Source organism: Pseudomonas sp. Sample_21 (assembly GCF_004307525.1).
GTDB lineage: Bacteria > Pseudomonadota > Gammaproteobacteria > Pseudomonadales > Pseudomonadaceae > Aquipseudomonas > Aquipseudomonas atacamensis.
In genome coordinates, this window is sequence record NZ_RCNZ01000122.1 from 80,326 (window position 1) to 92,934 (window position 12,609).

Genomic DNA, 12,609 nt, shown 5'->3' on the forward strand with positions numbered 1-12,609 from the left:
TGTTCTCCTTATCGGCCACGCTCAACCGCCAGTGTTAACAGCCACCGGCGGATGTCGGGCGGTGATATCGAACAGCGTGTAGGACAGCGTCAGGTGCTTCACTTCCTTGGGCATGTCGCGGTCAACGATGAAACGCACCGGCATTTCGATCTGTTCACCGGGCTGCAGCACCTGCTGGGTAAAACAAAAGCATTCGGTCTTGTGGAAAAACGCCGCCGCGTTGCTCGGCGCGATGCTCGGCACCGCTTGCGCGCTCATCGGTTTGTCGGTGGGATTGCGCGCGATGAACACCATTTCGTTGACCGCGCCGGGGTTGGCGGTCAGCTCGTCGTGTTTCGGGTAAAAGTCCCACGGCATGTCGGCGGTGTTGGTCGAGAGAAACTGCACGCGCACCTGGCGGGAGGTGTCGACCACTTGCTCGCCTGAGTACTGGCTGCCGGTCTTGCCGTTGATGCCGAAGGCTTTGCACATCACGTCGTAGATCGGCACCAAGGCGAAACCGAAGACGAACATCGCCACCACCACCAGCAGCAGGCGGGTGACGAGTTTCTTCAGCGAGATCGAGTCAGCCATGATTCATGCCTCCCCGGTGATCACCTTTGCCCGGCAACACCTTTGTGGTGAGGGGATTTATCCCCGTTGGGCTGCGAAGCGGCCCTGAATCCAGCGCACACGGTCTACCTGTTGAATTTCGATTGCAGGTTTTGGGGCTGCTGCGCAGCCCAACGGGGATAAATCCCCTCCCCACAAGGGATCTGTGTACATCCACAGGAGATCTGTGAGCATCCACTGGGGATCTGTGCCTCTGCACACATTGCAAAAAACAGCAGGTGTTCATTTCACTTCCGGCGGCGTGGTGAAGGTGTGATACGGCGCCGGCGACGGCACGCTCCACTCCAGCCCTTCGGCACCGTCCCACGGTTTCGCCGGGGCCGGTGCGCCGCCACGGATGGTCTTGATGACGATGAACAGGAAGAAAATCTGCGTGGCGCCGAACATGAATGCGCCGATCGATGAGACCATGTTGAAATCGGCGAACTGCAGGTTGTAGTCCGGAATCCGTCGCGGCATTCCCGCAAGACCGACGAAGTGCATCGGGAAGAAGGTCAGGTTCATGCCGACGAACGACAGCCAGAAGTGCAGCTTGCCGAGGGTTTCGTCGTACATGTGCCCGGTCCACTTCGGCAGCCAGTAATAGGCCGAGGCGAAGATGCCGAAGATCGCCCCCGGCACCAGCACATAGTGGAAGTGCGCGACGACAAAGTAGGTGTCCTGATACTGGAAGTCCGCCGGGGCGATCGCCAGCATCAGCCCGGAAAAACCACCGATCGAGAACAGAATGACGAACGCCACGGCAAACAGCATCGGCGTCTCGAAGGTCATCGAGCCTTGCCACATGGTGCTCGCCCAGTTGAACACTTTCACACCCGTCGGCACGGCGATCAGCATGGTCGCGTACATGAAGAACAATTCGCCCACCAGCGGAATGCCGACCACGAACATGTGGTGCGCCCAGACAATGAACGACAGGAACGCGATGCTCGCCGTGGCGTAGACCATCGAGGTGTAGCCGAACAGCGGCTTGCGCGCGAAGGTCGGGATGATCTGGCTGACCGCGCCGAACGCCGGCAGGATCATGATGTACACCTCGGGGTGGCCGAAGAACCAGAACACATGCTGGAACAGCACCGGGTCACCGCCGCCGGCAGCACTGAAGAAACTGGTGCCGAAGTGAATATCCATGAGCATCATCGTCACGCAGCCGGCCAGCACCGGCATCACTGCGATCAGCAGAAACGCGGTGATCAGCCAGGTCCAGACGAACAGTGGCATTTTCATCAGGGTCATGCCGGGCGCGCGCAGGTTGAGGATGGTCGCGACTACGTTGATCGCGCCCATGATCGAACTGATGCCCATCAAGTGGATGGCGAAGATGAAGAACGTCACGCTTTCCGGCGCGTAGGTCGTCGACAGCGGCGCATAAAAGGTCCAGCCGAAATTTGGCCCGCCACCCGGGGTGAACAGCGTCGAGACCAGCAGCAGAAACGCCGCCGGCAACAGCCAGAAGCTGAAGTTGTTCATCCGTGGCAGGGCCATGTCCGGCGCGCCGACCATCAGCGGAATCATCCAGTTGGCGAGGCCGACGAATGCCGGCATCACCGCGCCGAACACCATGACCAGACCGTGCATGGTGGTCATCTGGTTGAAGAATTCCGGCTGCACGATCTGCAGGCCGGGCTGGAACAGCTCGGCGCGAATGACCATGGCGAACGAGCCGCCGAGCAGGAACATGCAGAAGGCAAACCACAGGTACAGCGTGCCGATGTCCTTGTGGTTGGTGGTCAGCACCCAGCGCATCAGGCCTTTGGCGGGGCCGTGGGCGTGGTCGGCGTGACCGTGGTCATCGATGACAGCGCTCATGGCCGGTCTCCTTCACGAAAGTGGACGGGGCGGGCCGGAGCGCGCTGCCCCGACCGGTTCACTGAATACGCAATTGACCGGCTCATTTGCTTTCCGCCTGTTTCAGCTCCAGCACTTCTTTTGGCGTGACCATGTCGCCCTTGTTGTTGCCCCAGGCGTTACGTTCGTAAGTCACGACCGCTGCGATATCGACTTCTGACAGCTGTTTGCCGAACGCCGCCATGGCGGTGCCGGGTTTGCCGTGGTAGACGATGCTCAGGTGATCCTTGATCGGCCCGGTGGCGATTTTCGAGCCCTTGAGCGCCGGGAACATCGGCGGCAGGCCCTGGCCTTCAGCCTGGTGACAGGCCACGCAAGTGGTGTGATAAACCTTGTCGCCGCGCTCCTTGAGTTCGTCGAGGGTCCATTCTTTGCTGGTCAGTTCTTTAAGTTGCGCGGCCTCGGCCTTGCGCTCGGCGAGCCATTTTTCGTAGTCGGCCTGCTCCTTGACCTCGACCACGATCGGCATGAAGCCGTGGTCCTTGCCGCACAATTCGGCGCACTGGCCACGGTAGAGGCCGGGTTTGTCGATGCGCGTCCAGGCTTCGTTGACGAACCCGGGAATCGCATCGCGCTTGACCGCAAACGCCGGCACCCACCAGGAGTGAATGACGTCAGCCGAGGTCACCAGAAAGCGCACCTTGGCGCCGATCGGCAGCACCAGCGGCTTGTCGACTTCGAGCAAGTAATGCTCGCCCTTGGCTTCCTTGTTGTGAATCTGTTCGGCGGGGGTGGCCAGATTGCTGAAGAACTCGACGTCTTGGCCCAGGTATTTGTAGTGCCACTTCCACTGATAACCGGTGATCTGGATATCGATGTCCGGCTCGCTGGTGTCGTACATCTTGATCAGCGTCGCGGTGGCGGGGACGGCCATGGCCACCAGGATCAGCAGCGGCACGATGGTCCACATGATCTCGACGCCGGTGCTTTCGTGGAATTTGGCCGCGACCTGGCCGGTAGAGCGGCGGTGCACCATCATCGACCAGAACATGGCGCCGAAGACGATGATCCCGATCACCACACAGATCCAGAAAATGGTCATGTGCAGGTCGAATACTGCGTGACTGATTTCAGTCGCTCCAGGCGCCATATTCACAGTCCATGCCGCGTTGGCCGGGCTGAAAATCGACCACAACAGGAGGCCCATCCAGACATGTGGATGTCGCATCATTGCGGGTTCCCCTTATCGTTCTTGTTATCCCGCCGGCGTATCGCCTGCGGCAAGGGAGCGGCTGCATCAGACTACGAACTTGAATCGCCGGGCCTTGCTGCGGGTGCAGTCGGGCGTCATCAGCTAACTCCATTCATTGGCGAGTATAGACAGCGCCCGGGAATTGCAACCCGGGCACGTAAATGAGCTGAAACACCCGGCGCTTGCGTTCAAGTGCCCGAATGGAGAAGGATGCAGACGAGTGGTGGCGAATGGATATAACGCAGCTGCATCAAGGATGAAATAATTATGACAAATGCGTCTTAGCGTTTTTCGTAAGCCAGCTAAGTTATGTCTTCCCTATTTCATTGCCTTGTTTCCTGGAGTTTTCATGAACACCGCCGCATTGCGCGAGCAGATCCAAAAAGCCCAACAGCACGAAAAAGACACCGGCCTGCTGACCCGTCAGCTGGAAAGCAAGCTGCCTCACCTGCACCCGGCGATCCAGTTGCCGGAAGCCGACGCCCAGGGCGTGCTGACGCGTTTTGTCGCCGCCTACATCGATGAAGTACCGGACCTGCTGGATGCAGCCAATGAAGTCGCCAGGGAAGCGGGAATCGAATCGCAGATCAAACCGGTGCTGAAAATCGCCGAGCAGTATTTCCTCCAGCCGCCGGCGATAATGGCCGGGCATGTCGGCCTGGACAGTCTGCTCGACGAGGCCTATCTGGCGCACCGCTTTGTCGAAGAGGTCAACGACCTGTACATCAAGCATTTCGGCCAGCCATTGATCCCCTTGGACATGACGGTCGCCAACCTGATTGCTCACCAATTGATCGGTGAGGAATTCGCCAACCAACTGGACGAAGCGGTGCATCACGCGATCGACGAGATGCTCAACGAAGAGAGTTTTGCTTTGGAGTCGGTAGAAGCCTACCGCGAAAAACTCAGCAGTCCGGACACTGGCGCGGCGTGGAAACGCTGGCCGTGCATGGGCCGCCGGTTGGGTGTGGGTCTGGAACTCGACCAGCCTGCTGCATAACCCTCATACACCCTAGATGCAATGTGGGAGCGAGCCTGCTCGCGAATGCGGTCGATCATTCAACATCTCTGTTGGCTGATACACCGCTTTCGCGAGCAGGCTCGCTCCCACAGGGTTTGCGTTTTGAGGTCGAGTTCTAACCCGCCGCACCAATCCCGGTATTGGTCCGCACGCGGCCTTCCAGCCTGCGCTTCAACCCACGCGACTCGATCAACAGCTTCGACCCCTTCGCCGCATTCGCCCGGCCCCATTCCTCAAGCAACTCCAGACACGAATGGTCGATGTAGCTGAGGTTGTTCAGCGGCACATGCACCGTCGTGCCGTGGGGAATGCTGCCCAGCACTTGAGTCAGCGCCGGCACTTTGAGGAACGTCGCTGCACCAACCAGACGCAGTTCCATCTCGCCGTCCTGCGGCAAGTCGATCAGGCTGATCTTCAGGCGCGAAGCCTTGAATGCCAGCTTCAACATCGTCAGACCGAAGCCGATCAGCACACCGGTGAGCAGGTCAGTAAAGATGATCGCCAACGCTGTAGCGGCGTAGGTGAACATTGGCATCCGCCCGTACCGACCCAGACCACGGAAAGCTTTCAGGTCGACCAGTTTGAAGCCGGTATACACCAGCACCCCCGCCAGACTCGCCACCGGAATGCTTTGCAGCACGCTCGACAGCAACAGCACGAATGCCAGCAGCCACAGGCCATGGAAAATCGTCGAGTAGCGTGTGGTCGCACCAGCCTGAACGTTGGCCGAACTGCGCACGATCACCCCGGTCATCGGCAGCGCGCCGACCAGACCGCAGAGCATGTTGCCGACACCTTGCGCCGACAGTTCACGATCGAAGTCCGAACGCACGCCGCTGTGCATGCGATCCACCGCTGCCGCCGACAACAGGGTTTCGGCACTGGCGATAAACGCCACGGCGAACGCGGCTATCAGCAGCGTCGGGTCGGCCAGATTCATCAGGTCGGCTGGCTTGAGCCAATCGATCGCCTCGGCCAGGTTCGCCGGTACCTCGACGCGCTTGACCTGCAACGCCAGCATCAGGCTCGCCACCGTCGCCAGACCCACACCGAGCAATGCGCCGGGAATGAAGCGCAGCGAATGCGGGCGGAATTTTTCCCACAGCCACATCACCGCAATCGTCGACAAGCCGAGCAGACCCGCCTGCCAGCCGAACGACGGCAAGGCTTGCGCTACGGCCGCCGGAAACGCCGTGAGGTTGTCGAGCCCGGAAGGCTGCGGCTTGGCATCGAGCATCACATGGATCTGCGAAAGCACAATCAACACGCCAATGCCCGCGAGCATGCCGTAGACCACCGCTGGCGCCGTGACGCGAAACCAGCAGCCGAGCTTCAGCCGCCCGGCGACCAGTTGCAGAAAACCGGCGAGCAGCAGGATCGGCCCGAGCATCTCGACGCCATGCTGGCGCACCAGCTCGAAAACCAGCACCGCCAGACCCGCCGCCGGACCGCTGACCTGCAACGGCGAGCCCGCCAGCCAACCGACTACCAGACCGCCGATGATGCCGGTGATCAGACCCTTGGCCGGCGGCAGCCCTGAGGCAATCGCGATGCCCATGCACAGCGGCAGGGCGACCAGAAACACAACCACGGAGGCGAGCAGCTCCCGTGGCAACACAGCTTTCAATTGAGCCGCACGCATGGCGATTCTCCCGAAGTTTTCTTCAGGCGTGGCGAGGCCGGGCCGCTGAATCAGCGGCCGGCGTCATACCACACAGATTGTTGGGAAGATTTAGAAGCGCGCTTTGGGCGTCGCCACAGGAATCGGATGGCTGCCGTCGAGAGGCAGGAAACGACCCTGGTCCGCGTCGTAAGCTTTGATTTCGCTGGTTTCGATGTTGTAGACCCAGCCATGGATGAACAGATGACCGTTCGCCATGCGCGAGGCTACCGAAGGATGGGTACGCAAGTGCTGCAGTTGGGCGATGACGTTTTCCTCGGTGAGGATCGGCATGCTGTCTTTTTCGTCGGTGCAGTTGCAGTTGTCGTGCACCATGGTTTTCGCGACTTCAGCATGGCGCAGCCAGGCTTTGACCGTCGGCATTTTTTCCAGACTGTCGGGGTTGAGTACCGCGCGCATGGCGCCGCAATCGGAGTGGCCGCAAATGATGATGTGCTGCACGCCCAGCGCCAGTACCGCGTATTCGATCGCGGTGGAGACGCCGCCGTTCATCTGACCGTAGGGCGGCACCACGTTGCCGACGTTACGGGTGACGAACAGATCGCCCGGCGAGCTCTGGGTGATCAGCTCGGGAACGATGCGCGAGTCGGCGCAGGTGATGAACATCGCCTTGGGCGCCTGAGCGGTGGCGAGCTTCTTGAACAGTTCTTCCTGCTGCGGAAAAACGTCATGGTGAAAGCGTAAAAAGCCATCAACGATCTGTCGCAGTGCTGCATCGGCGGATTGTGCTTCAGGGCTTTGCGCCGAGGCAGCCAACGACTGTTTATCCTTGTCACTCATGATTCATCCTCTTGTGCGGATTCAGGGAGTCTTCCCCGGTATTCCGGTATGAAGCCAGTGGCTGTTTAAACCATCCGGGTCATCCCGACCCGTCAGTCACTCGATGAACAAGGTAGCCGCCGAAACTTAACTGAAACTGAATCAAACGCTCTAGAACGTGTGTTCCAGGTCACAAAAAACGTGACTGGCGTGTTTCGGCGGAAGGATTCCAACCCGTCAACCCAAAGCCAATTGTCGCTAAATCAACGACATCTGGCGACCCGGCGGACAGAAGGCCGAGCAGTCGAGGTTATAGCCCTCGCGTTTGTTCAGGCCAAGCTTTTTGATGGCCTTGGCAAATCTTTGTGCGAGCAGGTCGGCAAACGGCCCTTCACCACGCATCCGCGCGCCGAATCGACTGTCGTAGAGTTCACCGCCGCGACTCTGGCGGATCAGGCTCAGCACATGGGCGGCACGTTGCGGATAGTGCGCCTGCAACCACTCCTCGAACAGCGGCGCCACTTCCAGCGGCAGGCGCAGCATCATGTAGGCAGCGCTTTGTGCACCGGCGGCGTAGGCCTCGGTGAGCAGGCTTTCGATTTCGCTGTCATTGATCATCGGAATCATCGGCGAACACAGCACGCCCACTGGAATGCCTGCTTCACGCATGACCCGGATCGCGCGCAGGCGTGCCTTGGGCGCAGCTGCGCGCGGTTCGAGGATGCGTTTGAGTTCATCATCCAGCGTGGTCAGGCTGATCATCACCGTTACCAGCCGTTGCTGCGCCAGCTCCGTGAGCAAATCGAGATCGCGCAGAATCAGCGAACCTTTGGTGACGATGGTCACCGGGTGGCGATAGCGCAGCAGCACTTCCAGGGTCTGACGGGTGATTTTGTATTCGCGCTCGATGGGCTGATACGGGTCGGTATTGGAGCCGAGATTGATCGGCGCACATTGATAGCCGGGTTTGCTCAGTTGTTCCTCGAGAACCTGGGCGGCATTGGTCTTGGCTATCAGCCGGGTTTCGAAATCCAGGCCCGGCGACATGTCCCAGTAGGCGTGGCTGGGCCGTGCATAGCAATAGATGCAGCCGTGTTCGCAGCCGCGATAGGGATTGAGCGAACGGTCGAAGGGCAGATCCGGCGAGGTGTTGCGGCTGATGATCGATTTGGCCTTCTCGATGATCACTTCGGTGTTTTGCGTCTCTGGCACTTCCTGATACCAGCCATCGTCCTCGGCCACCGAACGACTGGGGGCAAAGCGGTTGTGCGGGTTGGTTGCGGTGCCGCGACCGCGAGGTGGCAATGGAGTAGACATGAAAACGCCCCGATACTGTATATGCGCACAGTATCGGGGCGATCCTCATCTGGCTAGTGCCGTCGGGCGAGTGGTCAGTTGTGTTGCGTCACTTGGCCCAGATCGTCACCGGAGGTCTGCTTCATATCCTCCGTACGTAACTCGGCAACATCGGCAGCTTTCACCGGCGCACCCTTGTTGCCCCAGCTGCCACGAATGAAGCTCACCACATCCGCGACTTCCTGATCCGACAGGCGCCAGGCGAAACCGGGCATGGTGAAGCTCGATGGCGCGGTGTGCGTTGCCGGCAAAGTCCCGCCCTTGAGCACGATGTGGATCAGCGATGTCGGGTCATCCGTCTGCAGCACCGGATTGCCCGCCAGCGCCGGGAACACCCGGGTGTAGCCATGGCCATCGGTACGGTGGCAGGCCGCGCAGTTGTCGATGTACACCGACGCGCCGCGTTGGCTGTCGTCACCGTTCCACAGCGCTTTGGCCACTTTCTGGTCGTACTGATGCGGCTGATCCGCCGGGTCATTGGCCGGCAGTGATTTGAGATAGCGGGCAATCGCGGTGAGGTCGGCGTCGCTCATGTATTGCATGCTGTGGGTGACCACATCACTCATGCCGCCGAATACTGCGCTGCGATCACTGCGCCCGGTCTTGAGAAACTGCACCAGTTGTTCTTCGCTCCAGCTGCCGAGGCCATCCTGGTGATCGCCGCGCAGGCTCTTGGCGATCCAGCCTTCCAGCGGCGCACTGCCGGCGAGGAATTCGCTGCCGTCCGCCGCGCTCAGGGATTTTTCCTGCATGGTCAGGGCGCGCGGGGTGTGACAGGCGCCGCAGTGGCCGAGGCCTTCGACCAGGTATGCGCCACGATCGATCACCGGATCGGCCGATGTGGCCTGGTAATCCTCGACCTTCGGTGCGAACAGCCAGCGCCAGCCCATCAGCGGCCAGCGCATGCTCAACGGCCACGGAATGTCGCTGGCCTTGTTCTCCTGCGCCACCGGTTCGACGCCGTGCATGAAGTAGGCGTACAGCGCTTGCATGTCGGCCTGGTTGACCCGCGCGTAGGACGGGTAAGGCATCGCCGGGTACAACGTGCTGCCGTTTTTGGCCACACCGTGGCGCACGGCCTGGTCGAAGTCCTCGAAGCTGTAATCGCGCAAGCCGGTTTTATCCGGGGTGATGTTGGTCGAGTAGATCGTGCCGATCGGTGTTTCCATCGGCAGCCCGCCGGCGAACGGCTTGCCGCCCTTGGCGGTGTGACAGGCCACGCAGTCACCGGCGCGGGCGAGGTATTCACCTTGTTTGATCAGATTTTGATCAACATCGGCCGCATAAATTGCAGTGCTGCCGAGCAGGGCGAGGGTGGCGATAACGAAAGTTTTCATGGTCATCGCTCCTTAAGCCTGCACCAGCGGGCCGGGGTTTTTCAGGTATTGCTCGCGGATCGCTTTCGCCGACCAGTAGGTCAGCGCCGCCACCAGTCCGGTCGGGTTGTAGCCCAGGCCCTGCGGGAACGCCGAGGCGCCCGGGACGAACACGTTGTGCACGTCCCAGCTCTGCAAATAGCGGTTCAGCGCGCTGGTCTTCGGATCGGTACCCATGATTGCGCCACCGTTGAGGTGGGTGGTCTGGTACGAGGCGGTGTTGAAGTGGTCGCCGACCTGCTTGCCGATCACCGCAATGGCTTTCGGGCCCATGGCTTGGGCGATCTTGCCCATTTTCTCGACCATGAAGCGGTTCATCTTGATGTCGTTTTCCTGCCAGTCGAAGGTCATGCGCAGCAGCGGCAGGCCGTAGGCATCGCGGTACACCGGATCGAGATCGAGGTAGTTGCCACGGTAGGATTGATGCGCGCCGTGGGCGTCCATCGACACCTGGTGGGTGTAGTAATCGGCGGTTGCGCGTTTCCACGCACTGCCCCAGGCCGGCGTGCCCGGCGGGTTCGAGGTGCCGGCAATCGGTCGACTGCCAGCTTGGTTGACCCACATCGGCGAGCCACCGACAAAGCCGTGCGGGCCGTGATCGAAGTTATCGGCGTTGAAGTCGTCCACCGCCACGCCGTTGCCGCCAGCGCCGATGAAGTTGTTGGTGTGGGTGTCCTTGTCGAAGAAGGCCTTGATGGTGGCCATGTTCTGGTAGGCGAAGTTACGCCCGACCACGCCTTCGCCGCTGATCGGGTCGTAGGGTTTGCCGATCCCGGAGAGCAGCATCAGACGCACGTTGTGCAGCTGGAACGCGCCGAGGATCACCAGGTCCGCCGGCTGCTCGATCTCGCGGCCCTGGCCGTCGATGTAGGTGACACCGGTGGCTTTGGACTTGCTGCTGTCGAGGTTGACCCGCAGTACATGGGAGTTGGGCCGCAGTTCGAAATTCGGCAGGGGCTTGAGCGCCGGCAGAATGTTCACGTTCGGCGAGGCCTTGGAATACATGTAGCAGACGTAGCCGCTGCAGAATCCGCAGAAATTGCACGGCCCCATCTGTGCGCCGTAGGGATTGGTGTACGGCCCAGAGGTATTTGCCGAAGGCAGGTTGTAGGGTTTGTAACCGACTTCTGTAGCCGCTTTGCCGAACAGCTGTGCGGATACGGTGTTCTTCTGCGCTTCCAACGGAAATGGATTGGAGCGATCCGCCGCGTATGGGTTGCCGCCCTTGCCCTGACCGACCAGTTGGCCTTTCACCGTCCAGGCCTGGCCGGAGGTGCCGAAGACTTTTTCCGCGAAGTCAAAAAACGGTTCCAGCTCTTCATAGCTGACGCCGAAATCCTGAATGGTCATGTCTTTGGGGATGAAGCTTTTGCCGTAGCGTTCTTCGTAGTGGCTGCGCATGCGCAACTCGATCGGGTCGACACGAAAGTGCACGCCCGACCAATGCAGCCCGGCGCCGCCGACGCCGTTCCCCGGCAGGAACGCGCCCAACTGGCGGTTGGGCAGGGCGATGTCGTTGACGCTGTGGCGAATGGTCACCGTCTCTTTGGAGATGTCCTGAAAGAGCTTTTTCCGCACGCTGTAGGTGAGTTCGTCGATCACCTGCGGATAGTTGCCGTCGGGGTAGGTGTCCTGCATCGGCCCGCGCTCCAGCGCCAGCACGTTGAGACCCGCCTCGGTGAGTTCCTTGGCCATGATCGCGCCCGTCCAGCCGAAACCGACGATGACTGCATCAACCTTCTTCAATACCGTTGCCATGCTTACGCCCTCTCGCCGCGAATCGACACTGCCGGGAAGGGGTATTGCTCGTTGCGTTCCACCCAATCCATGAAATCGGCGCGGGCGCCGGGGAAACCGATCATGGTCCAGCCGACCATGCCTTTATTGCCACCGTGGATCGGGTCGCAGAAGAAACCTTCCTTGGTGTTTTGCAGCAGCAGATTTAAGAAAATCTTCGCCGGCACCGCATCGAACTGCGGCTTGCCGGCTTCGAGTTGCTTGAGCAAATCGTCTCGGGTAGCGCTGTCTTGCTCGGCAAATGTTTTACCGCTGAGACCTTTTACCCACTGATCCGTGGCGGCGATGCCGAGGCGATAGATGTCTTTGGGCACCAGTTTGCTCTGCCAGCCCATCTCCGGCGCAGCGTCGGCATTGAACGGGCCTTGCATGTACCACAGGGCACCGGCGGCGTACGGCGTGTTCATCTGCCGGTCGATGTATTCCGGCACGCCGGCTTCAAGCGCGCCCGGGCCTTGCGCATCGTTGGGGATCAACTGGGCGACGGCGGCGTTGATGAACGCCCATTCTTCGGCGGTGAAAAAGCTCGGCTGATACTCACCGGCGCCAGCCGCGGCCGGTTTTGCTGCGGCCGGCGCCGGTGTGCTTTCAGGTGCGGCTTGCAGCACGCTGCTGCCCAGGCCGGTACCGGCAAGCGTGACCACCGGAATCAGGGTCAGGGATTTGCGCAAGAACTCACGCCGCGGGTTGTCTCGATCTTGATCAGACATGGGGGGCACCTCATCAGGCATAGAAGTCAGCCGCTTCTGCGAGCAGCTCGAGGAATTTTGCGTCGCGATGACGAGGGGCTGTCCCGAAAAAGGGCGCCACGTCTGCAACATCATGTGACAAATGGTAGCAGGCTAAGCATCAAGAAAAACCGTTTTCCTGGAAAAAAGCCCGGCGAAGCGACGATTCACGTTTCTTTGACGACCGGCTCACGGCGCGTTGACCGCTCAAAAGCGAAGCTGCAATTCCTTCAATGAAG

Annotated in this window: 10 protein-coding genes; 1 reads left to right on the plus strand and 9 read right to left on the minus strand. The window is 60.4% G+C overall.

The features are described 5' to 3' along the window. Positions 1–21: 21 nt before the first annotated feature. From D8U71_RS23730 to coxB, 3 genes are all read right to left on the minus strand, one after another. The gene (locus tag D8U71_RS23730; RefSeq protein ID WP_071173968.1) at positions 22–573 is read right to left on the minus strand and encodes a cytochrome c oxidase assembly protein; all 552 of its coding nucleotides are present in this window, start codon (positions 571–573) and stop codon (positions 22–24) included. 261 nt (positions 574–834) lie between these two features. After that, a complete protein-coding gene (gene ctaD, locus D8U71_RS23735) occupies positions 835–2,421 on the minus strand; it encodes a cytochrome c oxidase subunit I (protein ID WP_016772327.1) in 1,587 nt (528 codons plus the stop codon). 82 nt (positions 2,422–2,503) lie between these two features. Continuing rightward, entirely contained in the window at positions 2,504–3,631 is a 1,128-nt protein-coding gene (coxB, locus tag D8U71_RS23740; RefSeq protein ID WP_016772326.1) for a cytochrome c oxidase subunit II, read from the minus strand. 370 nt (positions 3,632–4,001) lie between these two features. Between coxB and D8U71_RS23745 the strand changes: the two genes are divergently transcribed. Then, positions 4,002–4,652 (plus strand): hypothetical protein, encoded by a 651-nt coding sequence (locus D8U71_RS23745; protein WP_016772325.1) that lies wholly within the window; start codon positions 4,002–4,004, stop codon positions 4,650–4,652. A gap of 136 nt (positions 4,653–4,788) precedes the next feature. On the opposite strand, the gene D8U71_RS23750 is transcribed toward D8U71_RS23745, so the two are convergent. The 6 genes from D8U71_RS23750 to D8U71_RS23775 form a co-directional block, all read right to left on the minus strand. Next, positions 4,789–6,315 carry a SulP family inorganic anion transporter gene (locus D8U71_RS23750; RefSeq protein WP_016772324.1) on the minus strand — a complete coding sequence of 509 codons (1,527 nt, stop codon included), beginning with the start codon at positions 6,313–6,315 and terminating at the stop codon, positions 4,789–4,791. A 90-nt stretch (positions 6,316–6,405) separates the two neighbouring features. Beyond that, on the minus strand, positions 6,406–7,134 hold the full coding sequence (locus D8U71_RS23755; protein WP_016772323.1) for a carbonic anhydrase: 729 nt from the start codon (positions 7,132–7,134) through the stop codon (positions 6,406–6,408). Positions 7,135–7,371: 237 nt separating this feature from the next. Continuing rightward, positions 7,372–8,430: a PA0069 family radical SAM protein gene (locus D8U71_RS23760; protein WP_130888814.1), complete on the minus strand. Its 1,059-nt coding sequence runs from the start codon at positions 8,428–8,430 to the stop codon at positions 7,372–7,374. A 74-nt stretch (positions 8,431–8,504) separates the two neighbouring features. After that, positions 8,505–9,806 carry a cytochrome c gene (locus tag D8U71_RS23765; protein WP_130888815.1) on the minus strand — a complete coding sequence of 434 codons (1,302 nt, stop codon included), beginning with the start codon at positions 9,804–9,806 and terminating at the stop codon, positions 8,505–8,507. A 12-nt stretch (positions 9,807–9,818) separates the two neighbouring features. Next, a complete protein-coding gene (locus D8U71_RS23770) occupies positions 9,819–11,603 on the minus strand; it encodes a GMC family oxidoreductase (protein ID WP_130888816.1) in 1,785 nt (594 codons plus the stop codon). A 2-nt stretch (positions 11,604–11,605) separates the two neighbouring features. Then, a complete protein-coding gene (locus D8U71_RS23775) occupies positions 11,606–12,352 on the minus strand; it encodes a gluconate 2-dehydrogenase subunit 3 family protein (protein ID WP_130888817.1) in 747 nt (248 codons plus the stop codon). Between the last annotated feature and the right edge of the window lie 257 nt (positions 12,353–12,609).

Excerpts from the sequence above, each read along its gene's own strand:
- D8U71_RS23730 (WP_071173968.1), bottom strand. The coding sequence starts at position 573 with ATGGCTGACTCGATCTCGCTGAAGAAACTCGTCACCCGCCTGCTGCTG.
- ctaD (WP_016772327.1), bottom strand. The coding sequence starts at position 2,421 with ATGAGCGCTGTCATCGATGACCACGGTCACGCCGACCACGCCCACGGC.
- coxB (WP_016772326.1), bottom strand. The coding sequence starts at position 3,631 with ATGATGCGACATCCACATGTCTGGATGGGCCTCCTGTTGTGGTCGATT.
- D8U71_RS23745 (WP_016772325.1), top strand. The coding sequence starts at position 4,002 with ATGAACACCGCCGCATTGCGCGAGCAGATCCAAAAAGCCCAACAGCAC.
- D8U71_RS23750 (WP_016772324.1), bottom strand. The coding sequence starts at position 6,315 with ATGCGTGCGGCTCAATTGAAAGCTGTGTTGCCACGGGAGCTGCTCGCC.
- D8U71_RS23755 (WP_016772323.1), bottom strand. The coding sequence starts at position 7,134 with ATGAGTGACAAGGATAAACAGTCGTTGGCTGCCTCGGCGCAAAGCCCT.
- D8U71_RS23760 (WP_130888814.1), bottom strand. The coding sequence starts at position 8,430 with ATGTCTACTCCATTGCCACCTCGCGGTCGCGGCACCGCAACCAACCCG.
- D8U71_RS23765 (WP_130888815.1), bottom strand. The coding sequence starts at position 9,806 with ATGAAAACTTTCGTTATCGCCACCCTCGCCCTGCTCGGCAGCACTGCA.
- D8U71_RS23770 (WP_130888816.1), bottom strand. The coding sequence starts at position 11,603 with ATGGCAACGGTATTGAAGAAGGTTGATGCAGTCATCGTCGGTTTCGGC.
- D8U71_RS23775 (WP_130888817.1), bottom strand. The coding sequence starts at position 12,352 with ATGTCTGATCAAGATCGAGACAACCCGCGGCGTGAGTTCTTGCGCAAA.